20 protein-coding genes are annotated in these 22,453 nt (G+C 69.8%); 14 read left to right on the top strand and 6 right to left on the bottom strand.

Features of this window, described 5'->3' with window-relative positions:
• Nucleotides 1–99 precede the first annotated feature (99 nt).
• The 7 genes from AB0I59_RS18315 to AB0I59_RS18345 all read left to right on the top strand — a co-directional run bounded on the left by AB0I59_RS18315 (nt 100) and on the right by AB0I59_RS18345 (nt 7,795).
• On the top strand, nt 100–741 hold the full coding sequence (locus AB0I59_RS18315; RefSeq protein WP_358134119.1) for an HAD family hydrolase: 642 nt from the start codon (nt 100–102) through the stop codon (nt 739–741).
• A 156-nt stretch (nt 742–897) separates the two neighbouring features.
• Nucleotides 898–1,377, top strand: coding sequence for a cellulose synthase (locus AB0I59_RS18320; protein WP_358134122.1), 480 nt, complete (start codon nt 898–900; stop codon nt 1,375–1,377).
• 349 nt (nt 1,378–1,726) lie between these two features.
• Nucleotides 1,727–2,719, top strand: coding sequence for an ABC transporter permease (locus AB0I59_RS18325; protein ID WP_061255653.1), 993 nt, complete (start codon nt 1,727–1,729; stop codon nt 2,717–2,719).
• Nucleotides 2,720–2,768: 49 nt separating this feature from the next.
• Complete coding sequence (locus tag AB0I59_RS18330) at nt 2,769–4,541, top strand: ABC transporter substrate-binding protein (protein ID WP_061255654.1); 1,773 nt, start codon at nt 2,769–2,771, stop codon at nt 4,539–4,541.
• Nucleotides 4,542–4,621: 80 nt separating this feature from the next.
• Nucleotides 4,622–5,641: an ABC transporter permease gene (locus AB0I59_RS18335; RefSeq protein WP_358134125.1), complete on the top strand. Its 1,020-nt coding sequence runs from the start codon at nt 4,622–4,624 to the stop codon at nt 5,639–5,641.
• A complete protein-coding gene (locus tag AB0I59_RS18340; protein ID WP_061255656.1) occupies nt 5,638–6,663 on the top strand; it encodes an ABC transporter ATP-binding protein in 1,026 nt (341 codons plus the stop codon). Before AB0I59_RS18335 ends, AB0I59_RS18340 begins: the two co-directional genes overlap by 4 nt.
• Nucleotides 6,664–6,727: 64 nt before the next feature.
• Nucleotides 6,728–7,795, top strand: coding sequence for an ABC transporter ATP-binding protein (locus tag AB0I59_RS18345; protein ID WP_358134127.1), 1,068 nt, complete (start codon nt 6,728–6,730; stop codon nt 7,793–7,795).
• 24 nt (nt 7,796–7,819) lie between these two features.
• Here the strand turns inward: AB0I59_RS18345 and AB0I59_RS18350 are convergent, their stop codons facing one another.
• The 3 genes from AB0I59_RS18350 to AB0I59_RS18360 form a co-directional block, all read right to left on the bottom strand.
• Nucleotides 7,820–8,503 carry a response regulator gene (locus AB0I59_RS18350; RefSeq protein ID WP_061255658.1) on the bottom strand — a complete coding sequence of 228 codons (684 nt, stop codon included), beginning with the start codon at nt 8,501–8,503 and terminating at the stop codon, nt 7,820–7,822.
• Nucleotides 8,503–9,729: a sensor histidine kinase gene (locus AB0I59_RS18355; RefSeq protein WP_061255659.1), complete on the bottom strand. Its 1,227-nt coding sequence runs from the start codon at nt 9,727–9,729 to the stop codon at nt 8,503–8,505. Before AB0I59_RS18355 ends, AB0I59_RS18350 begins: the two co-directional genes overlap by 1 nt.
• A gap of 114 nt (nt 9,730–9,843) precedes the next feature.
• A complete protein-coding gene (locus AB0I59_RS18360; RefSeq protein WP_061255660.1) occupies nt 9,844–10,707 on the bottom strand; it encodes a RecB family exonuclease in 864 nt (287 codons plus the stop codon).
• A gap of 125 nt (nt 10,708–10,832) precedes the next feature.
• Here AB0I59_RS18360 and AB0I59_RS18365 point away from each other — a divergent pair, with 125 nt between their 5' ends.
• Nucleotides 10,833–11,963 carry a site-2 protease family protein gene (locus AB0I59_RS18365; RefSeq protein ID WP_228644569.1) on the top strand — a complete coding sequence of 377 codons (1,131 nt, stop codon included), beginning with the start codon at nt 10,833–10,835 and terminating at the stop codon, nt 11,961–11,963.
• A gap of 64 nt (nt 11,964–12,027) precedes the next feature.
• On the opposite strand, the gene AB0I59_RS18370 is transcribed toward AB0I59_RS18365, so the two are convergent.
• Nucleotides 12,028–12,177: a hypothetical protein gene (locus AB0I59_RS18370; RefSeq protein WP_358134132.1), complete on the bottom strand. Its 150-nt coding sequence runs from the start codon at nt 12,175–12,177 to the stop codon at nt 12,028–12,030.
• Between the two features lie 147 nt (nt 12,178–12,324).
• Here AB0I59_RS18370 and AB0I59_RS18375 point away from each other — a divergent pair, with 147 nt between their 5' ends.
• The gene (locus AB0I59_RS18375) at nt 12,325–13,944 is read left to right on the top strand and encodes an FHA domain-containing protein (protein ID WP_061255663.1); all 1,620 of its coding nucleotides are present in this window, start codon (nt 12,325–12,327) and stop codon (nt 13,942–13,944) included.
• 59 nt (nt 13,945–14,003) lie between these two features.
• On the opposite strand, the gene AB0I59_RS18380 is transcribed toward AB0I59_RS18375, so the two are convergent.
• Complete coding sequence (locus AB0I59_RS18380; RefSeq protein WP_061255664.1) at nt 14,004–14,606, bottom strand: TetR/AcrR family transcriptional regulator; 603 nt, start codon at nt 14,604–14,606, stop codon at nt 14,004–14,006.
• A gap of 58 nt (nt 14,607–14,664) precedes the next feature.
• Here AB0I59_RS18380 and AB0I59_RS18385 point away from each other — a divergent pair, with 58 nt between their 5' ends.
• Together AB0I59_RS18385 and AB0I59_RS18390 are read left to right on the top strand one after the other, a co-directional pair.
• A complete protein-coding gene (locus AB0I59_RS18385) occupies nt 14,665–15,573 on the top strand; it encodes a carbohydrate kinase family protein (RefSeq protein ID WP_061255665.1) in 909 nt (302 codons plus the stop codon).
• A 29-nt stretch (nt 15,574–15,602) separates the two neighbouring features.
• Nucleotides 15,603–16,826: an aminotransferase class III-fold pyridoxal phosphate-dependent enzyme gene (locus tag AB0I59_RS18390; protein WP_061255775.1), complete on the top strand. Its 1,224-nt coding sequence runs from the start codon at nt 15,603–15,605 to the stop codon at nt 16,824–16,826.
• Nucleotides 16,827–16,856: 30 nt separating this feature from the next.
• Here the strand turns inward: AB0I59_RS18390 and AB0I59_RS18395 are convergent, their stop codons facing one another.
• Nucleotides 16,857–17,954, bottom strand: a complete 1,098-nt coding sequence (locus AB0I59_RS18395) for a GNAT family N-acetyltransferase (RefSeq protein ID WP_358134141.1) — start codon at nt 17,952–17,954, stop codon at nt 16,857–16,859.
• A gap of 172 nt (nt 17,955–18,126) precedes the next feature.
• On the opposite strand from AB0I59_RS18395, the gene AB0I59_RS18400 reads away from it, so the two are divergent.
• The 3 genes from AB0I59_RS18400 (at nt 18,127) to AB0I59_RS18410 (ending at nt 22,373) form a co-directional block, all read left to right on the top strand.
• Nucleotides 18,127–18,990, top strand: coding sequence for a tRNA (adenine-N1)-methyltransferase (locus AB0I59_RS18400; RefSeq protein ID WP_061255667.1), 864 nt, complete (start codon nt 18,127–18,129; stop codon nt 18,988–18,990).
• A gap of 205 nt (nt 18,991–19,195) precedes the next feature.
• Nucleotides 19,196–20,959: a proteasome ATPase gene (gene arc / locus AB0I59_RS18405; RefSeq protein ID WP_061255668.1), complete on the top strand. Its 1,764-nt coding sequence runs from the start codon at nt 19,196–19,198 to the stop codon at nt 20,957–20,959.
• 226 nt (nt 20,960–21,185) lie between these two features.
• The gene (locus AB0I59_RS18410) at nt 21,186–22,373 is read left to right on the top strand and encodes an acyltransferase family protein (protein ID WP_358134145.1); all 1,188 of its coding nucleotides are present in this window, start codon (nt 21,186–21,188) and stop codon (nt 22,371–22,373) included.
• Nucleotides 22,374–22,453 lie beyond the last annotated feature (80 nt).

The raw sequence follows: 22,453 nt of genomic DNA on the forward strand, positions 1-22,453 counted from the left end.
GCTGACCTGCACACCCATTGATCGTGATCACGCGGGGTCCCCCCGGCATGCGCGACGCGCCTCGATCACGCGGTACGGCGAAGCGGGCAAGGGGGAAGCTTGGACGCGGTTCTCTTCGACATGGACGGACTGCTCGTCGACACCGAGAAGGTGTGGTTCGAGGTGGAATCCGAGGTGGTGACCCGCCTCGGCGGCACCTGGGGGCCCGAGCACCAGGAACAGCTCGTGGGCGGGTCGTGGGAGCGCAGCGTCGCCTACATGCTCGCGATGACCGGGGCCGAGGTGGCCCCGTCCCTGATCGGGGAGTGGCTGCTCGACGGCATGGAGCGGCGGCTCGCGGACGGAGTCGTCACCATGCCGGGAGCACTCGAACTGCTCCGGGCGGTCGCCGACGAGGGCGTGCCCATCGCGCTGGTCACCTCGTCGCTGCGGGTGATCGCGGACTCGGTGCTGAAGACCATCGGCCGCGAGCACTTCGACGTCATCGTCACGGCGGACGACGTCACCTGGACCAAGCCGCATCCCGAGCCCTACCTGACCGCGACGGGCCTGCTCTCCGTCGATCCGGCGCGCTGCGCCGTACTGGAGGACTCCCCGAACGGCGTGGCGTCCGCGTCGGCGGCGGGATGCCAGGTGGTCGCGGTGCCCAGCCTGGTGGCCATCGACCCCGCCCCCGGACGGATCGTCGTGCCCTCGCTGCGCCACGTGGACGTCGCGCTCCTACGCGGTCTCATCGCCTGATCGCGCGCGTAGCGATGGTCGGATGGCTCCTCGCGGACGTCTCAGGGTTCCCCGCGGGAATCTCAGGGGCATCTCGGGGCTCGGTGGTGATCTCGGGGCGCTCGCAGGCGGGCGGAGCGTGCCAGGATGGAACGAACGCCGTAAGAGGAGCCTGTTATGTCCTTTGACCAGATCGCGTGGATGCCGCTGTGCGCCGCACTCACCGCCGTGGGGATCGTGCTGAGCTATCTGGCGTTCCGTCGCAGGGGGCTGGCCGCGGGGCTGCGTGCCACGGCGTGGGCGCTGCTGCCGCTCGCCGCGTACTTGACCGGGGCGCTCAAGACGCTGTGGAACGTGATCTCCTCGCTCGTGTCCTTCGTGACCGGACTGGTCCTGTCGCCGATGGTCTGGACGGGGATCGTCCTCGCGGGGCTCTCCGCCCTGCTCTTCGTCGTCTCCGGCGCCCTGCGCGGGCGCGCTCTGGCGCGGGACCGCAAGGGAACCGCCGGGGAGGAGGCCTCCGCGCCGACGCCCACCGGCACGCCCGCCGCGGCGCCCGGTGGGAAGACCACGCCGATCGAGCGGCCCGCCAAGCCGGCTCCGGCGGATGACTTCTCCGACATCGAGGACATCCTCAAGCGACGCGGCATCAGCTGAGCGATGCTCGCGAAATCTCGGATGGTGGGAATGTCACGGTTCCGAGACGTAACCGGCATCGGTTTCTGACATTCCTTTCAAGATCAATACGAATGAGTTTCGCGTCAATCACAGTTGGGCCACATAGGCCCCTTGTGGGCTTGTTTACCCAGTTCAGGACGTAGATTCTCCCTTCTGGGACCGGCGTGCCTTCCGGGACCACGGGATAACGTCTGGAACCCAGGGGGCCGACACGCATGGCCGCGCGCAGCAGGGTCATCAATACGCACCGCACTTCGGTCGTGGAGTCGACGCCGGGATTCGCCGTGAAGCGGAACACGCTTCCGGCGGACGGGAACGGGGAGCTCCGGTGACCGCGCCGCTCGACGTGCCGGCCACGCCGACCGATCCCGCGCCGGTGCCCACGGTCGCCGGCGTGAGCGCCACGGCCATCCAGGGGCGCTCGCTGGGGCAGATCGCCTGGATGCGGCTGAAGCGCGACAAGATCGCCATCGCGGGCGGGCTGGTCGTGATCTTCCTGATCCTGGTCGCCGTCTTCGCGCCCCTCATCGTCGGGCTGTTCGGGCACGACCCCATCCAGTTCAACTCCGATCTCATCGATTCCTCGACCATGGCGCCCAAGGACGGCACGGGCATCAGCGCCGAGCACCTCTTCGGCGTCGAGCCGGTCAACGGGCGCGACATCTTCAGCCGGATCGTGTACGGCGCGCGCATCTCGCTGCTGATCGCCTTCCTGGCCACCCTGCTGTCGGTCGTCATCGGAACGCTGCTGGGCGTCACGGCGGCCTACTTCGGGGGCCTGGTCGACTCGATCATCAGCAAGACGATGGACGTCTTCCTGGCCTTCCCGATCCTGGTCTTCGCCATGGCGCTGGCCGGCATCATCCCGGACGACGCGTTCGGCCTGACCGGCGACACCCTGCGCGTGGCGCTGCTGGTCTTCGTCATCGGCTTCTTCAACTGGCCCTACATCGGCCGGATCATCCGCGGGCAGACGTTGTCGCTGCGCGAGCGCGAGTTCGTCGACGCGGCGCGCAGTCTCGGGGCCCGCGGGTCGTACGTCATCTTCCGGGAGATCCTCCCGAACCTGGTGGCGCCCATCCTCATCTACGCGACGCTGCTCATCCCGACGAACGTGGTGTTCGAGGCGTCGCTGTCGTTCCTCGGCGTCGGCGTCCGCCCGCCGACACCGACGTGGGGTGGCATGTTGTCGGACGCCGTCCGCTTCTACACGATGCCCTATTTCATGCTTTTCCCGGGCATGGCGATCTTCATCACCGTTCTGGCGTTCAACCTGTTCGGTGACGGGCTGAGGGACGCCCTCGACCCGAAGGCCCGCTGAGCTCACCCGATTCCCTGTTGTTCCCCGCTCCGAAACCAAGGGGTTGTAGATGAAGAGAAGAACCACGACAGGCGCGGCGGCCGTGGGCGCGGTGCTCGCCCTCGCGCTGTCGGCCTGCGGCGGCGGCAGCAGCACGACGCCGAAGGACTCGGCGAAGCCGGCCGCCGATGGGGCGAAGGCGGAGTTCAACGCCGCCCTCACCGGAATCGTCAACCCGTCCGACAAGAAGGGCGGTGTCCTCAAGTTCGCCAACGAGGGTGACTGGGACTCGCTCGACCCCGGCGACACGTACTACGGCTACTCCTGGAACTTCGTCCGGCTCTACGGCCGCTCGCTGCTGATGTTCAAGTCGGCGCCGGGCAAGGAGGGCAACGAGCTCACGCCCGACCTGGCCGAGGGCATGGGCACGCCGAGCGACGACGCCAAGACCTGGACGTACAAGATCAAGTCGGGTGTCAAGTTCGAGGACGGCACGCCGATCACGTCCAAGGACGTCAAGTACGGCGTGCTGCGCTCGCTCGACAAGGAGGTGTTCCCCGACGGGTACACCTACTTCAACGACTTCCTGGACCTGCCGAAGGACTACAAGGGTCCGTACAAGTCCAAGGGCGTCAACACGGACAAGGCGATCGAGACGCCGGACGACCAGACGATCGTCTTCCACCTCAAGCAGCCGCTGAGCAACTTCGACTACTTCGCCCAGCTTCCGGCGACCATCCCGGTCCCCGAGGCCAAGGACACCGGCGCGAAGTACCGCGAGCACATCATCGCGTCCGGGCCGTACATGTTCCAGAAGAACGAGATCGGCAAGGGCTTCACGCTGGTCCGCAACCCCAACTGGGACCCGGCCACCGACCCGAACCGCCCGGCGCTGCCTGACGGCTTCGAGGTCTCGACGAACGTCAACGCCGACGACATCGACAACCGGATCCTGTCCGGCGACCTCGACGTCGCGGTGATCGGCACCGGCATCAAGCAGGCCGCGCTCGGCCGGGTCCTCGGCGACCCGGCGGTCAAGGCCGCCTCCGACAACCCGACGAGCACCCGCCTCTGGTACACGTCGATCAACGGCAACGTGCCCCCGCTGGACAACATCGACTGCCGCAAGGCCGTCCAGTACGCCGCGAACAAGGTGGACTACCAGACGGCGTTCGGCGGCGAGGTCGCGGGCGGCCAGATCGCGACCAGCCTGCTGCCGCCGGCGATCCCGGGCCACGAGGACTTCAACCTCTACCCGCCGGGCGCCGACAACAAGGGCGACCTGGCCAAGGCCAAGGAGCACCTGACGGCCTGCGGCCAGCCGGACGGTTTCGAGACCAACATCTCCTACCGCGCCGAGCGTCCGAACGAGAAGGCCGCGGCCGAGGCGCTGCAGCAGGCCCTGGGCCGGGTCGGCATCAAGCTGACCCTCAAGCCGTTCCCGCAGGCGGACTACTTCGCGCTGTACGCCGGCAAGCCGGGCTACGCCAAGGACAACAAGATCGGCCTCGCCCAGAACGGCTGGATGTCGGACTGGCCCGACGGCTTCGGCTTCCTCGGCCAGATCGTGGACAGCCGCGTCATCCGTGACACCGGCGGTTCCTCGAACATCAGCGTCCGGGACCCCGAGGTCGACAAGCTGCTCGACCAGGCGATGGCGGAGACCGACAAGACCAAGCGCGACGCCATCTGGACCGCGATCGACAAGAAGGTCATGGAGGGCGCCTACATCCTCCCGGGCATCTGGACGAAGAGCCTGCTCGTGCGCAGCAAGAACGCGACGAACATCTTCGTGAACGACGCCTACGGCATGTACGACTACCTGGGCCTCGGCGTCAAGTAGTCGCGTAACCGATCCGACAGACACGTGAACGCGGCAAGGGGGCCGGCTCGTCCGAGCCGGCCCCCGGAGCCGGGGGGATTGTGGTCACATACATCATCAGGCGGCTGATCTGGGCGGCCGCGATGCTCACCATCGTGAGCATCGTCACGTTCGCCATCTTCTTCCTGGTGCCGCGCCTGGCGGGCGCGACACCGGAGAGCCTCGCCACGCGCTACGTCGGCCGTACCGCGAACGCCGAACAGGTGAAGATCGCCGCTGAGAAACTCGGTTTCTACGATCCCCTGGTCGTGCAGTACGGACGATTCGCCAAGGGCATCGTCGCGGGCTCGGAGTACGACTACGGCCCGGGGGTGGAGCAGTGCCCCGCTCCCTGCTTCGGCTACTCCTTCCTCACCCGGCTGCCGGTCTGGCCCGACCTGCTGGACCGCGTGCCGGTGACGATGTCACTCGCGTTAGGCGCCGCGGTCATCTGGGTGCTCGCGGGCGTGGCGACAGGAGTGGTCTCCGCTCTGCGGAGGGGAAGCTTCTTCGACCGGGCCGCGATGACCATCGCGCTCGGAGGGGTGTCGCTGCCCATCTTCTTCACGGGAATGGCGTCGCTGGTGGTGTTCAGCTACGGCTACCCATTCGAGATCACCGCCCCCGGCGGCAGTTTCACCCCGTTCTTCGAAAATCCCGTGGACTGGGCGTACAGCCTCATCCTGCCGTGGATCACCCTCGCCTTCCTGTACGCCGCCGGATACGCGCGGCTCACCCGGGCCGGGATGCTGGAGACGATGAACGAGGACTACATCCGAACGGCCCGGGCCAAGGGGCTGGCCGAGCGCACGGTGGTGCTCAAGCACGGCCTGCGCGGCGCGCTCACCCCGATCCTGACGATCTTCGGCCTCGACGTCGGCCTCCTCCTGGGCGGCGCGGTGCTCACCGAGAGCACGTACTCGCTGCCCGGCATGGGCAAGTACGCCATCGACGCGATCAACAGCCAGGACCTGCCCAAGGTCATGGGCGTGGTGCTGTTCGCCGCGTTCTTCGTCGTCGTGGCGAATCTGATCGTCGACCTGCTGTACGCGGTGGTCGACCCGAGGGTGAGGCTCTCGTGACCTTCCTGGAACTGAAGGACCTGCGGATCCACTTCCCGACCGACGACGGCCTGGTCAAGTCCGTGGACGGGCTCTCCTACAGCCTGGAGCGGGGCAAGACCCTCGGCATCGTCGGGGAGTCCGGCTCGGGCAAGAGCGTCACCAGCCTCGGCATCCTCGGCCTGCACAAGGGCGGCCCGGCGAAGATCTCCGGTGAGATCTGGCTGGACGGCGAGGAGCTGGTCAGCGCCAGCGCCGAGCACGTACGGACCCTGCGGGGCAAGAAGATGGCGATGATCTTCCAGGATCCGCTGTCCGCGATGCACCCGTTCTACACGGTCGGCGCCCAGATCATCGAGGCGTACCGGATCCACCACAACGTGAGCAAGAAGGTCGCGCGCAAGCACGCGATCGACATGCTCGACCGGGTCGGCATCCCGCAGCCCGACCGGCGGGTGGACAGCTACCCGCACGAGTTCTCCGGCGGTATGCGGCAGCGCGCGATGATCGCCATGGCGCTGAGCTGCGACCCCGAGCTGCTGATCGCCGACGAGCCCACCACGGCGCTGGACGTCACCGTGCAGGCGCAGATCCTCGACCTGATGCGGGATCTGCAGCGCGACTTCAACGCCGCGCTGATCATCATCACCCACGACCTGGGCGTGGTGGCCGAGCTGTCCGACGACATCCTCGTGATGTACGCCGGAAAGGCCATCGAGTACGGCACGGCCGAGGACATCTTCGAGCGGCCGGAGCACCCGTACACCTGGGGCCTGCTGGGATCGATGCCACGGCTGGACCGGGAGCGCACCGAACGCCTCGTCCCGATCAAGGGCACGCCGCCCTCGCTGATCAACGTGCCGCAGGGGTGCGCCTTCCACCCGCGCTGCGCGTACGAGGACCGCACCGGCGGCAAGTCCACCACCGAGGTGCCGGCGCTCCTGGAGAGCGAGGGCGGCCACCTGGTGCGCTGCCATCTGCCCCGGGACGTCCGGCGGGCCGTCTGGGAGAACGAGATCAAGCCCAACCTGGAGGCATCGTGAGCGCGCGTAGCGAGCGAGCCGGTCGACACGGCACGATCCGTCACGAGCCGACGAAGGAGGTATCGTGACGGACCCTCTGCTGAGTGTTCAGAACCTGCAGAAGCACTTCCCGATCACCAAGGGACTGCTCAAGCGCCAGGTCGGAGCGGTCAAGGCCGTGGACGGCGTCAGCTTCGACGTCGTCAAGGGCGAGACGATCGGCCTGGTGGGCGAGTCGGGCTGCGGCAAGACGACGACCGGGCGGCTGATCACACGGCTGATCGAGCCGACCGGCGGAAAGATCGTCTTCGAGGGCCACGACATCACCCACGCGTCGCAGGGGCGGATGCGCCCGCTCCGCCGCGACGTGCAGATGATCTTCCAGGACCCCTACAGCTCGCTGAACCCCCGGCACACGGTCGGCGCCATCGTCGGCGCGCCGTTCCGGATCCAGGGGATCAAGACCGAGCAGGGCACGAAGAAGGCCGTCCAGGAGATCCTGGAACTGGTCGGGCTCAACCCGGAGCACTACAACCGTTATCCGCACGAGTTCTCCGGCGGCCAGCGCCAGCGCATCGGCATCGCCCGCACCCTCGCGCTCAAGCCGAAGCTCATCATCGCCGACGAGCCGGTGTCCGCGCTGGACGTGTCGATCCAGGCGCAGGTGGTCAACCTCCTGGAGGACCTGCAGAACGAGCTCGACCTCACCTACGTGGTGATCGCGCACGACCTGTCGGTGGTCCGGCACATCAGCGACCGGGTCGCGGTCATGTACCTCGGCAAGATCGTCGAGCTGGCCGACCGCAAGAGCCTGTACGAGTCGCCGATGCATCCGTACACCAACGCGCTCCTGTCGGCCGTGCCGATCCCCGACCCGAAGCGGCGCAAGGAGCGCGAGCGCATCCGGCTGCAGGGCGACGTCCCGTCGCCGCTCAACCCGCCGCCCGCCTGCCGCTTCCACACCCGCTGCTGGAAGGCGCAGGAGATCTGCTCGCAGGTCGAGCCGCCGCTGCTGGCGCTCGCGACCGGCCACCAGGTGGCGTGTCACTTCCCGGAGAACGCGCCGGCGCCGGGGGCCGTCTCCACGACCGGGGAGGGCCTCGTGACCGCGGACGGCGGCCCCGCGGCCGGGGACGGCACCGCGGCGGAGTGACGCCCGATCACGCCGGTGGGCCCGTCAGGAACGGGTCCCCGGCGTGATCAGCCCGGTCTCGTAGGCCAGCACCACGGCCTGCACCCGGTCGCGCAGGGACAGCTTCGTCAGCACGTTGCCGACGTGCGTCTTCACGGTGGTCTCGCTGACCACCAGCTTCGCCGCGATCTCGGCGTTGGACATGCCCTTGGCGATGAGCTGGAGCACCTCGAGCTCACGCTCGGTCAGCCGGTCCAGCCGCGCCGGGATCGCACGCTCGTGCGCGGACGGCAGCCGGGTGGCGAACCGGTCGAGGAGCCGCCGCGTGACGCTCGGCGCGACGATCGCGTCTCCCGCGGCGACCACGCGGATGGCCTGGACGAGATCGTCGGGCGGCACGTCCTTCAGCAGGAACCCGCTGGCCCCGGCGCGCAGCGCCTCCACGATGTACTCGTCCAGGTCGAACGTGGTCAGCACGAGGACCTTCGGCACGTGCGCGCTCGCCGCCGCCTCCCTGACGATGCGGCGGGTCGCCTCGATGCCGTCCATGCCCGGCATGCGGACGTCCATGAGGATGACGTCGGGCAGGAGCGCCCGTGACTGCTCCATCGCCGTCGCCCCGTCACCCGCCTCGCCGACCACGGTGACGTCCTGCTCGGCCTCAAGGATGAAGCGGAATCCGGTACGCAGCAGCGGCTGGTCGTCCACCAGCAGCACTCTGATGGGCATCATCTGTCCTTGAGGGGGAAACGGGCGCTGACCTCGAACCCGCCCCCGTCGCGAGGACCGATCCGCAGGACTCCACCATAAAGGGCGACTCGCTCCCTGATGCCCACGAGACCGTGACCGGTCCGTCCCGGTGGCCGCTGCTCCGCCGCCGGGCCGCGCCCGTCGTCCTCCACATGGACCAGCAGTTCGCGGCTCTCCCGGCGTACGGTCACCCACGCCCTGGCGGCGGGACCGGCGTGCCGGAGGCTGTTGGTGAGGGCCTCCTGGATGAGGCGGTAGGCCGCCAGGTCCACGCCGGGAGGCAGCGCCCGCTCCTTGCCCTCGGCGGCGCCTCCGACGTCGCCCTCGACGCTCAGCTGGGTGCGCAGGCCCGCCTCCCGCATCTGCTCGACCAGCGTGGGCACGTCCTGCACGCCGGGTTGCGGCCCGAGCTCCGCCGGGCCGTCGGTGCGCAGCACCCCCACGATGCTGCGCATCTCCGCCATCGCCGTGCGTCCCATCTCCTCGATGGCCGTGAGCGCGTCGCGGGCCACGTCCGGCTTGACGGCCAGCATCTTGCGCGCTGCCGCGGCCTGGACGGTCATGACGCTGACGTGGTGCGCCACGACGTCGTGCAGCTCACGGGCGATGCGGGACCGCTCCTCGGCCCTGGCGGCCCGGGTGTCGGCCTCCCGCGCGCGCTCCAGCCGGTCGGTACGGTCCACCAACTCGGCCAGGTAGGCCCGGCGCAGCCGGACGCTGCGGCCGCCCATCCAGCACAGCATGGTCAGCACGACGACGATGACGTGATCCGTCCACGAGGCCGGCTCCCCGCTCAGCAGGACGCCCACGGCGTACCCGAGGCCGGTGACGGCCAGGGCGATCAGACTGAGCGCGAGCCCGCGATGCGCGGCCACGGAGTAGAGGAGGATGAGCGCCGCGACACCACGCAGGCCGGGGCTGTGGCCCAGTGCCTGGAGAGCCAGGTCGGGCAGCGTGGTGAACGTGAGAGCGAGCAACGGCCAGAGGCGGCGCGCCGCCACCGGCAGCGTGCACAGCGCCGCCAGGACGAGGCTGAGCGCGTCGGGGTCCCGCAGCTGGGGGACGGAGGAATCCGGCCACAGCACGGACCCCATCAGCGGGATGAGCGCGAGCGAGGCCGCGGTCAGGGCCACCGCCAGAACCGAGTCGTTGATCAGATGGTGAGATCGGATCCGAGATCTCGGACTACCGGGGGTGGGACGCACGGATCCAAATTTACGGACCCATCCTGGGAGTCCGCCCCTGCCGTGGGCGGATATGCGGCTCGTCCGAACGGATGAGCCGGAGCGCCGGTCACCATGTCAACCGGCGTGCCCCCGTCACAGCTCGTCGCTGGCGGCCCGGTGGCTGCTCCTGCGCGAGCTGAGCCCCGGCTCCCGCGCGGGGACGGGCGGGGGAGTGCCGCCGAACTCGGGGCACAGCGCCTGGTGGTCGCACCAGTCGCACAGCCGCGAGCGCCTGGCCCGCCACTCACGGGACCGCAGCGAGCGCTCGATCGCCTCCCAGAGGGCCTGGACCTTCCTCTCGGTGGCCCGCAGGTCGGCCTCGTCGGGCACGTACCGGATGATCTCACCGTTGCCGAGGTACATCAGCTGGAGCATCCGCGGCACGTTCCCGTGCAGCCGCCACAGCGCGAGGGCGTAGAACTTCATCTGGAACAGCGCCTTGGCCTCGAACTCCGGCCCCGGCGCGCTGCCCGTCTTGTAGTCGACGACCCGCACCTCGCCGGTGGGCGCGACGTCGAGCCGGTCGATGTAGCCGCGCAGCAGCAGCCCGCTGTCCAGCACCGCCTCGACGTACATCTCCCGCTCCGCGGGCTCCAGGCGGCGCGGGTCCTCCAGCGTGAAGTAGCGGTCCACCATTCCCCGGGCCTGCGTGAGCCAGCCCTCCCGCTCGTCGTCGTCGGCGAACAGCCCGGCGTACTCCGGCTCCTCCTCCAGTAGCCGCCGCCACTGCGGCTCCAGCAGCTCCTGCGCCGCGGCCACCGTGCGCGCCTCGGCGGGCAGGTCGTACAGCCGCTCGAGGACGGCGTGCACGAGGGTGCCGCGGACCGCCGCGGCGGAGGGCCGCTCGGGCAGCTGGTCGATCACCCTGAACCTGTAGAGCAGCGGACACGTCATGAAATCGCCGGCACGGGAAGGGGAAAGGGCGCCGATGATCGCGCGCTCTTCGGTGAGGGCCATGTCCCGCACTGTAGGCCACCGAGCCGACAGAATCCCTCCCCAAGGCACCGGGTGCCCGCGTCGGGCATGGCCTGCGCTCACCTCCCGGCGCGTACCATCAAGGCCAAGGAGGGAAGACGACCACCATGAGTACCCCTGTGAATGGCTCCCCCGGACTGCGAATGGGACGGCCGTTCGGCATCCCGGTCTACGTCTCGCCCACCTGGCTGATCGTGGCCGTCTTCATCACCTGGACCGCGGAACCGTGGTTCGCGGGGTCCCTTCCGGGGTTCGGACCGCCCGCCACGTACGCGGTGGCCCTGGTCTTCGCGGTGCTCCTCTATCTTTCGGTGCTCGCGCACGAGCTGGCCCACTGCGTGGTCGCCAAGCACTACGGCTATCCCGTACGCAGGATCGTGCTCTACATGCTCGGCGGCGTCTCGGAGATCGAGCGCGAGCCGGACACCCCCGGCCGCGAGTTCTTCGTCGCGGCGGCGGGCCCGGCGCTCTCGCTCGGCCTCGGCGCCGTGGGCTACCTGCTGCTCACCTTCGTGATGCCGAGTGAGGGGCTCGCCTACGTGCTGGTCTTCCAGCTCACCGGGGCGAACCTGATCGTCGGCGTCTTCAACCTGGTGCCCGGCCTCCCGCTCGACGGCGGCCGCATCCTGCGCGCCGGTGTGTGGAAGATCACGAAGAGTCCCGTGAACGGCACCCTCGCCGCCGCCTGGGTCGGCCGCGGGCTCGCCGTGGTGATGATCGCGTGGCCGCTCCTCACTTCGGTGATGACCGGGCAGGACATCGACGTGCCCCTGATGATCTGGTCGGTCATCCTGGCGTCGTTCATCTGGATGGGAGCCACGCAGTCCCTGCGGGTGGCCCGGGTCCGGGCCCGCCTTCCCCACCTGCGAGCACGCGCCCTGGCCCGCAGAGCGCTCCCGGTGACCGCGGAGGTGCCCCTGTCGGAGGCGCTGCGCCGGGCGAGGGACGCAGGCGCCGGGGCGATGGTCGTGGTGGACCACGACAGCCACCCGGTCGCCATCGTCAACGACGCCGCGGTGAACGCCACCCCCGAGCAGCGCAGGCCGTGGGTGAACGTCGGAGCCCTCGCCCGCACCCTGGAGCCGTCCCTGGTGCTCGGCGCGGATCTTGAGGGAGAGGCGCTGCTCGACGCCATGCGCGGCACCCCGTCGGGGGAGTACCTCCTGGTCGAGCGGGGCGGCGAGATCTACGGCGTGCTCGTCACCGCGGACGTGAACCGGGTGTTCTCCGGGGTCTGATGATCCGACCCCCTTCCCACTCGTCTAGTGAGGGCCTCTGGGGCTAGTGTTCTGGTCAAACTGATCAGGAGCGTGTAGTGGCCAGCCCCCCGAGCGTCGGCGTACCGACCCGCGAGCCGTCCGGCGCCGTGACCGTGGCGGCGCGTACGGGAGCGGACCGGGCGGCGGCCCGGCCGGAGATCTCCGGGGGCGCGCGGCCTCCAGAAGGCCGCATGCCATTCTTTTTGCTACGTTCTGGGGTGATCGACCTGGTGTCGCCTACGGTCGCGTTCCGGGCCCGCTCGCCGCGGACGGATGTCCGGGTGAGCGCGCCGATGCCGGTGCCGTTCATCTGGTGGGGTTTCCGGAAAGGGAGAGTTCTGTGACGGAACAGGGCGTGGGGGTGGTCCGCCCGCTGCCGGGAGAGGGCGTCGTCGCCCATCTGAACGGCCTGCTGGTGGTCTGCGCGGCCGCGGATCAGGCGGTCGAGGACCTGCTCGCGGCGCTGCGCGAGACCGCGGCCTCGGGCGGGGACGGCCGGGCGCTGGCTCGCCGGGTCGCCCAGGTCCTGGCCGGGACGATGGACCGGACCACGGGCGAGCCGGTCGCGTGCGCGATAGCCGGGCCGACCGCGGGCGGTGTCGCGGTCCTGGTCAGCGGCGCCGCGGAGGCCACCGTGCGCGGCGGGCCCGACGGCGACGTCCACCTTTCCGGGCGTGACGCCCTCACCTGGACCGACCGCCTCGTCCGAGGCCCCGTGACGCGGATCGAGCTGCGGCTGCCCGGCGCCGGCCCCTCCAGCCCCTACGCGCGGCTCGACGGAGGCGTGGTCGCGGGCGCGGGCGTGGTTCACGACCTCACCGAGGCGGGCGGGACCGCGTTCCCCCCGCCGCCGCCGCACCGGCAGCCGATGCCGGGGCCGCCGGTCCTGCCGATGGAGCCGATCGCCGCGCGCGAGCCCGTCGTGCCGCCGCCCTCTCCGTTCGGCCCCATGGACCCGCCGTTCTCGCCGGGAGAGCCGCACAGGGAGCCGGGCCAGGTCCCTCCTCCGCCCTTCCCGCGGGTCGAGCCTGAGCGCGACTCGGGGCCGTTCGCCCTGCCGCCGCTGCCCGGGCCGCCCATGGAGCCGCTGCCGTACCCCGCGCCGCCGATGGAGCCGCTGCCGTACCCCGCGCCGCCGATGGAGCCGCTTCCCTACTCCGGGCCGCCCGCGGAGCAGGTCCCGTACCCCGCGCCGCCCGCGGACTCGTTCCCCTATCCCGCGCCGCCCGTGTCCGGGCCGGGGCCGGATCCGGTCTCCGGCCCGCCGTCAGGACCGATCTTCGGCCCGATGGCCGATCCGGTCCCGGGCTTCGCCACCGGGCCGCAGCCGGAACCGGAGCAGCCCGGCGCCCACGAGGAGGACGACGCGCCGCCCGCGCGCGACGCCGGGCCGTTCGAGCCGTTCATGAGCTCCCCGTCGCCCGCTTCCGACGAGGAGCAGGGGGAGTCCACCCAGCTCGACTCCGCGCCGGCCGACGGCCCGCTGCCCATGGTCTACGGGGTCGACTGCAAGAACGACCACTTCAACGACCCGCGCGCCCAGTTCTGCGCGGTGTGCGGCGTGCCCATCCCCGCGCACGTGCTCGTGCCGTACAAGGGGACGCGGCCGTCGCTCGGCGTGCTGCTGCTCGACGACGGCGTCGCCCTGGGCCTCGACGCCGACTACGTGCTGGGGCGTGATCCCGAGCGTGCGCCGGAGGCGCAGTCGGGCGAGGCGAGGCCGGCCCGGGTGACCAGCCCCGACGGTTCGGTCTCCCGGCGTCACCTGCGCATCGCGCTGGACGGATGGGACGTCACGCTGGTCGACCTCGGCTCGGTCAACGGAACGCAGATCCAGCCGCCCGGCGACCCGAACTTCTACGACATCCCGCCGAACGAGGTCGTCGCCATCGCCCCGGGCACGACCGTGCGGATCGGGGTCTCCCGCACCATGCGCTACGAGCCGCACCGTACGGCGTGACCTCCGCGGGGGCCCGGAACACGGGCCCCCTCGGCCGCGCCGCGGCCAGCCGGAACTCCCTATGAGGCGAGCCGGTCCAGCTCGCGGAGGATGAGGCGTTCGAGGCGCTCGGGCGTGACCCGGTCGGGGTAGAGGAGCCGGTGCGCGCTGAGCCCGTCGACCAGCGCGAGCAGCCGCTCCGCCACGTCGTCGAGGTCCTCGCCGAGGTCTTCGGGCGCGGCGATCTCCCCGGCGTCGGCGGCGGACTGGAGCAGGCTGCGCACGAGATAGCGCAGCTCGGCCGCGTCCTCCCGCTGGAGGGCGAGGAGCGCGGGGCTGCTCAGGCCGCGTCCCCAGAAACCCACTTCGAGGCCGGTCTCCCCGGCGCGTTCCTCGTCCAGCGGCAGGTTGTCCAGCAGCACCTCCCGCAGGGCGGCGAGTCCGGTGAGGCCGACGAGTTTCTCCTTCAGCCGGTTCGCGATGCGGCGGTGGGAGTCGCGCAGGGCCGAGAGCAGGATGTCGTCCTTATCGGCGAAGTAGTGCGTGAGCACGCCGTTGGAGTAACCGGCCTCCTTGGCGATCGCCCGGGTCGTCGCGCCCTCGACGCCGTCGCGGAGGATGACCCGCCGGGCGGCCGCCATCACCTCGTCCCGACGTTCGCCGTGGTCCACGATCTTCGGCATGACGGATCCTCCTTCGTCTGTTGACATTTTAGTCGGACGCCCGTCTATTATCCCGGGCATGACCGTCGTCACACTCGGCGTCCACATCGTGGACGTGCTGGCCCGCCCGGTGGAGTCGATCCCGCAGGGCCAGGACACCCATCTCCTCGAACAGATCCGTATCACGGCCGCGGGGGCGGCCGCGGGCACCGCGGTCGATCTGGCCAAGATCGGCGTTCCGGTGGCGTCCGCGGGCGCCGTGGGCGACGACGAACTCGGCGACTTCCTCATCATGATCATGGCGCGGCACGGTGTCGACGTCACCGGAGTCGTGCGCAAGCCGGGAGAGCAGACCGCCGCGTCCATCCTGCCGATCCGGCCGGACGGCGGGCGCCCCTCGTTCCACGTTCCTGGCGCGAACCTCGGGCTGTCCCTGGCCGACCTCGACAAGGAGCGGATCACCGGGGCGTCGGTACTCCACCTCGGCGGCATGGACGTCACGTGGGGGCTGCACGACCCCGCGTTCTTCGCCCTGCTGGACGAGGCGCGCGCGGGCGGCACGGTGGTCACCATGGACCTGCTGTCCAACATGCCGGATCTCGTGACGGGGGCCAGAACCTTCCTGCCGCATGTCGACCACGTCCTGCCCAACGAGGAGCAGGCGCTCATGCTGACCGGCGCGGACGGCGTCGAGGAGGCCGCCGCGGCCCTGCTCGGTGAGGGCGTGACGAGCGTGCTCGTCACGCTCGGGGGCGAGGGCAGCCTCGTGGCCACCTCGGACGGCCACACCAGGATCCCCGCGCTCGACGTGCCGGTGGTCGACACCACCGGCTGCGGCGACGCGTACTGCGCGGGCTTCATCGCCGGCCTCCTCGGCGGCCGTGACGTCGTCGGCGCCGCCCGGCTCGGCACGGCCGTCGCCGCCAGGGTCGCCGGAGGGCTGGGCAGCGACGCCGGCCTGGACGGCGTCGACCCGGCCGCCCTGTGACCATCCCCGACAGCACCAAGGAGATCTCCGTGACCGGTTTCTCGGACGCGTCGCTGCGCGAGCGCGCCGCAAGGGTCGTCCCCGGCGGCATGTACGGCCACCTCAACGCCGCCCTGCACGGCGACGCCTACCCGCAGTTCTTCGTACGCGGCGAGGGCGCCAGGCAGTGGGACGCCGACGGCCGTGAGTACGTCGACCTGATGTGCAGCTGGGGGCCGATGATCGTCGGGCACCGCAACCCCAGGGTCGAGGCCGCCGCCGCGGCCCAGCAGGCGTACGGCGACTGCCTGAACGGGCCGGGCCCGGTCATGGTCGAGCTGGCCGAACTGCTGGTGGACCTGATCCCGTCCGCGGACTGGGCGATGTTCTCCAAGAACGGCACCGACGCGACCACACAGGCCCTCATGGTCGCCCGCGCCGCGACCGGGCGGACGAAGGTCCTGGTCGCGCACGGTGCCTACCACGGCGCGGACCCCTGGTGCACGCCCGGCCTGTCCGGCACGACGCCGAACCAGCGGGCCGACACGATCGAGTTCACCTACAACGACCTGGCCGGTGCCGAGGCCGCCGCCGAGGCGGGCGACATCGCGGCGATCCTGGTGACCCCGTTCAAGCACGACTCGTTCGAGGACCAGGAGTTCGCCGACGCGGACTTCGCCCGCGGCCTGCGCGCCCTCGCCGACCGGATCGGCGCCGCCCTGGTGATCGACGACGTACGCGCGGGCTGGCGGCTGGACCTGCGCGGCTCCTGGGAGCCCTTCGGCGTGCGGCCCGACCTGACCGCGTGGAGCAAGGCGATGGCGAACGGGTTCCCGATCGCGGCGGTGACGGGCACCGACGCGCTGCGCGGTCCGGCCCAGACGCTGTACTCCACCGGATCCTTCTGGTTCTCGGCCACCGCGATGGCGGCGGCCAAGGCCACGATCGAGATCCTGCGCGAGACCGACGGCCCCGCGCTCATCGAGCGCGCGGGGACCCGGCTGCGGGAGGGCCTCGCCGCGCAGGCGGCCTCCCACGGCTTCGTGATCAACCAGACCGGCCCGGTGCAGATCCCGTGGTTGTCCTTCGAGGGCGACGCCACCCTGGACAAGGGCATGCGATGGGCGGCCGCGTGCCTGGGGGAGGGCGTGTACCTCCATCCCTGGCACAACTGGTTCCTGTCGACGGCGCACACCGACGACGAGATCGACCGGGCGCTGCTGGGGACCGACGCCGCCTTCGCCAAGCTCAGGGCGACGTTCGGCGCCGACTGACCGGCGGGCCCCGGCCCTTCACGGGTCGCGTCAGCGGGTGCGGGACCACTGGATGTCGTCGACGCGGGTGCCGCCCGGGCCGGGCAGCAGGTCCTTGACGAGTACCTCGCGGACGAACCCGGCGCGTTCGAGCACGCGGTGTGAGGCCGTGTTCTCGGGCGCCGTGCCCGCGACGATCCGGCGCAGGGAGGTGTGCGTGAAAGCCCACTCCACGAGCAGTTCCAGGGCGCGGGTGACGAAGCCGCGCCCCCGGAAGTCGGGGTGCAGGCTGTACCCCGTCATCGCCTGGTCCAGCGGCGGGATGACGTTCGCGAGCTGGATGTCGCCCGCGAACGCGCCGGTGGCGGCGTCCCGGATGGCGATCCCGGCCTGGTGGCCGGCGAGCCACAGATGGCGGCCGTACCGGCAGCGTTCCACGCACTCGGCGTACTCCGGCGGCTCCGGCGGGACGTGGTGCCCGTAGACGTCGGGAACGGACGCCACCGCGTGATAGTCGCCGGCGTCCGCGAGGGTGAGGGGCGTCAGCCGTACGACGCCGTCGGTCAGCTCCCCACCGGGGAAGAAGGGCAGGTACGGCCGGATCGCCTCGCCGGAGTCGGACGCCAGGCGGGCGAAGGCCGCCGTGTCGGCGCGCGAGCCGTCCCGGGTCGGAAGCGCCCCGCGCAACACCCCCTCGCGCCGGAAACCGGCCGCGCACGCGACGCGCTGGCTCGCGACGTTCTCGATGTCGGTCAGGAGCGCGATCCGGGGAACTCCCCGGGCGAAGGCCAGCTCGGTCAGCGTCCGGGTGGCGGTGGTGGCGACGCCCCGCCCGCGAGCCCAGGGGGCGACCCAGTAGCCGATCTCGCCGTTCCCCACCCGGTCGAGCGGCTTGTGCCCGATGACGCCCAGGAACTCGCCGGTGCCGGAGTCGGCGACGACGTAGTCGGCGCCTCCCGCCTCCCACGTCTCCCGTACGAGCCGGTTGATCCAGAACAGGGCGTCCTCGCGCGTGTAGGGCGAGGGGACGAGCGGGAGGAACCGGGCGATCTCGGGGTCGCCGCACGCCCGCGTCACCGCGTCGGCGTCGGCCTCCACGGGAGGCCGCAGCACGTACGGCCCGGCGGGAATTACCTCATTGGGAAACATATGGTGGTTCTACCAGGCGAACCGATCTCCGTGACAAGGGATTAACCGGCGGGACGGCATGCGGACGGAGGTGCGCCGGGCCCCGCGGCACGGCCGGGACGCGGCCGGGACGCGGACGAGACGCGGACGAGACGCGGATGGGGACAGGGCAAACACGGATAGCCTTGGCCACATGGGTTTTCGCAGGCACGGGCCGTTCCAGGCCGGAGATCAGGTTCAGCTCACCGATCCGAAGGACAAGCGGCATACGGTGACGCTGAAAGAGGGTGGCGTCTTCCACACCCACAAGGGGTCCATCCCGCATGACGACCTGATCGGGCAGCCCGAGGGCTCCGTGGTGCGGTCCTCGGGGGGCACCGCCTATCTCGCCTTCCGGCACCTGTTGCAGGACTACGCGGTGTCCATGCCGCGTGGCGCGGCGGTGATCTATCCGAAGGACGCCGCGCAGATCGTCGCCATGGCCGACGTCTTCCCCGGGGCCCGCGTGGTCGAGGCGGGCGTCGGATCGGGCGCGCTGACGTGCTTCCTGCTGCGTGCCGTCGGCTCCGAGGGCTCCGTGACGTCGTACGAGCGGCGCGCCGACTTCGCCGAGGTGGCCACCAAGAACGTGGAGAAGTTCTACGGCGGCCCGATGGACCAGTGGCGCCTGGTGGTCGGCGACTTCGTCTCCGCGCTCGACGAGGTGGACGTCGACCGGGTGATCCTGGACATGCTCGCCCCGTGGGAGTGCGTGGACGCCGCGGCCAAGGCGCTCACGCCCGGCGGCGTGATCTGCTGTTATGTCGCGACGACGACGCAGCTGTCCCGGACGGTCGAGACCATCAGAGAACACGGGAGTTTCACGGAGCCCCATGCGTGGGAGACCTTGGTTCGCGACTGGCATGTAGAAGGGCTCGCGGTACGCCCCGACCACCGCATGGTGGGGCATACCGGTTTCTTGGTCACGGCCCGTCGCATGGCGGACGGCGTCACGCCGCCGCCGAGGCGCAGGCGCCCCGCCAAGGGTGCGTACGGAGAGGGGACCGAATCCGCATGACGATTCAGCCACAAACCGGCAAAACCGCTTGAATGGGGAACATTCGGGTGAGTACCACTTGCTCACCTGAATAAACGGACCATTCGGGACTAAACACCGAACACCCAATGTAACTACACGAACACTGCCCGGCCAGGTTACGTACAGCGCCAAGATAGGTAGGGTCTTGAGTAGTCGTTCTCGACGGGGAAGGAGGTGACGGGGCGTGGCAGCTCGCGACGACGCTGAGGCTCGGGCCGCGCAGCGCGAACGGGAGGTCGCCGACCTCACAACACAGGTCTCCTTCCTGCAAGAGGAGATCACCGCACTGCGGCGGAAGCTGGCGGAGTCCCCCCGGCAGGCCAGAGTCATCGAAGAGCGTCTCCATGAGGCACAGGCCCAGGTGGCCGCCCTCACTGGGCAGAACGAACGGCTGGTCTCCACCCTCAAGGAGGCCAGGGATCAGATTGTCGCCCTCAAGGAGGAGGTCGACCGGCTGGCGCAGCCGCCGTCCGGGTTCGGCGTCTTTCTAGAGACGAGGGAGGACGGCACGATCGAGGTGTTCACCGGGGGCCGCAAGCTCCGAGTGAACGTCAGCCCCGCCGTGGACGTCGACTCGCTCAGGCGTGGCCAGGAGGTCATGCTGAACGAGGCGCTCAACGTCGTCGAGGCCCTCGGCTTCGAGGACGTGGGCGAGATCGTCATGTTGAAGGAGCTCCTGGAGGACGGCGACCGCGCGCTGGTCATCTCGCACGCCGACGAGGAGCGCGTGGTCAAGCTGGCCGACTCGCTGAAGGACCAGCCGGTCCGCGCCGGCGACTCTCTCCTGCTCGAACCTCGTTCCAACTATGTCTACGAACGCATCCCCAAGTCCGAGGTCGAGGAGCTCGTGCTGGAGGAGGTGCCGGACATCTCCTACGAGGAGATCGGCGGCCTCATGCGGCAGATCGAGCAGATCAGGGACGCGATCGAGCTGCCCTACCTCTATTCGGACCTGTTCAAGGAGCACAAGCTCCGCCCGCCCAAGGGTGTGCTGCTGTACGGCCCGCCCGGTTGCGGCAAGACGCTCATCGCCAAGGCCGTCGCCAACTCCCTGGCCAAGCAGGTCGCGGAGAAGACCGGCCAGTCCGGCAAGAGCTTCTTCCTCAACATCAAGGGCCCCGAGCTGCTCAACAAGTACGTCGGTGAGACCGAGCGGCACATCCGCCTGGTCTTCCAGCGGGCCAGGGAGAAGGCCTCCGAGGGCACACCGGTGATCGTGTTCTTCGACGAGATGGACTCGATCTTCCGCACCCGAGGCTCCGGCGTCTCCTCCGATGTCGAGAACACCATCGTCCCCCAGCTGCTCTCGGAGATCGACGGCGTCGAGGGCCTGGAGAACGTCATCGTCATCGGCGCGTCCAACCGCGAGGACATGATCGACCCGGCGATCCTGCGGCCCGGCCGCCTGGACGTCAAGATCAAGATCGAGCGGCCGGACGCCGAGGCCGCGAGGGACATCTTCTCCAAGTACCTCATCAGCGACCTGCCGCTGCACGCCGACGATCTCGCCGAGCACGGCGACAGCCGGGAGAGCACGATCGCGGGCATGATCCAGCGGGTCGTCGAGCGCATGTACACCGAGAGCGAGGAGAACCGCTTCCTCGAGGTGACCTACGCCAACGGCGACAAGGAAGTCCTGTACTTCAAGGACTTCAACTCCGGCGCCATGATCCAGAACATCGTGGACCGGGCGAAGAAGATGGCCATCAAGGAGTTCCTCGAGACCAAGCAGAAGGGCCTGCGGATCGCGCATCTGCTGGCCGCCTGCGTGGACGAGTTCTCCGAGAACGAGGACCTGCCCAACACCACCAACCCCGATGACTGGGCCCGCATCTCCGGCAAGAAGGGCGAGCGGATCGTCTACATCCGCACCCTCGTGCAGGGCAAGCAGGGCACCGAGGCCGGCCGTTCGATCGACACGGTGGCCAACACCGGCCAGTACCTCTAGGAACCACCTCCAGGGACCGGCTCCGGCTCGTGTTGAAGGCCGGGAGGGGATCACCCCTCCCGGCCTTTTCCTGTTTCCCATGTGTGCGGCAATTAGTGCAGCAATGCTCCGTTTATCCGGAAATATACGAATTTCTCGGAAGTGGATGAGTTAATTCTGGAAATTCCGGGGAACCAAGAGCGGCAAAGTTACGTCAAAGGGGCGTGATCTACCTAGGTGTGCGCCCGTGACGCATGTCCGCTCGCGTGGTCTCGACACGGGTCCGGCGACGAGGGGGCCGCGCCTCGTCGAACTCGACGCGTTGCGCTTCGTCGCCGCGTTCGCCGTGATGTCCTTCCACTACATGGCGGCCAGCAAGTCGCTCTGGGGCGACTACCCCACGGCGCTGTTCGCGAGCGTCAACCGGGTCACGACCCTGGGCATCCTCGGCGTCGAGCTGTTCTTCCTCATCAGCGGATTCGTCATCCTGATGAGCGCGTGGGGCCACTCCATCGGAGACTTCGTGGTCTCCCGGGTCTCCCGGCTGTACCCCGCGTACTGGTTCGTCGTGATCGCGCTCTTCGTGATGTACACCTTCGCCGGGGTCAAGGGCTTCGACCCCGGACTGTCGCTGCGCGACTACCTGATCAACCTGACGATGTTGCAGGGCGGTCTGGGCGTCGGACACGCGGGCGCCGTCTTCTGGTCGCTGTGGGTCGAGCTCAGGTTCTACATCCTCGTGGGCCTGTTCATGCTGTTCGGCATCACGCTGCGACGCTGCCTGGGCTTCATGACGGGCTGGCTCATCCTCGTGGTCGCCGCCGAGGCGACCCACAACGACGTGCTGACCTTCCTGTTCATGCCCCGCCAGGCCCCCTACTTCATCGCGGGCATGGCATTCTACCTGATCCACAGGTTCGGTTCCACCCTCGTGCTGTGGGCCTTCGTGGCCGTCTCGTACGGGCTGTGCCTGCTCGCCGCCACGGAGCGGGTCAAGGGACGGGTGGACATGATCGGCTTCGAGCACTTCCCGGCTCCCCCCGAGGGTGCGATCATCGCGATCACGCTGATCTTCCTGCTGATCGCGGCGGTGTCCCTCGGCTGGCTGCGCTGGCTGCGGTGGCGCGCGCTGACCACCGTCGGCGCGCTGACCTACCCGCTCTACCTGGTCCACCAGAACGTCTCGGCCGTGCTCATCCCCGGCCTGAAGGACTCCGTCGGCCGCTGGCCCCTGGTCGGCCTCACCATGGCCGTCTCGATCGCGCTGGCGTACCTCGTCTACCGGCTCGTTGACAAGCCGGGGCAGCGGTGGCTGCGGGCGGCCCTGGGAGCGTCCCTGGACCGGATCCGCCTGCGCGGCGGGCGCTCCGGGCCGCCCCCTCCCGCGGAGGAGACACGCGCCGCGACGCAAAGTAAGGAAGCATCTGTGCCGTAACTGTCTGGTAGCCGGGCATAGAGAAGAAGCTAGGCTCGGGGATATAACGGCGGAACGACGGCCTTAAGCAGGCGGGGTGC

Origin of the sequence: Microtetraspora glauca (assembly GCF_040656155.1) — a bacterium.
Classification (GTDB): Bacteria; Actinomycetota; Actinomycetes; order Streptosporangiales; family Streptosporangiaceae; genus Microtetraspora; species Microtetraspora glauca.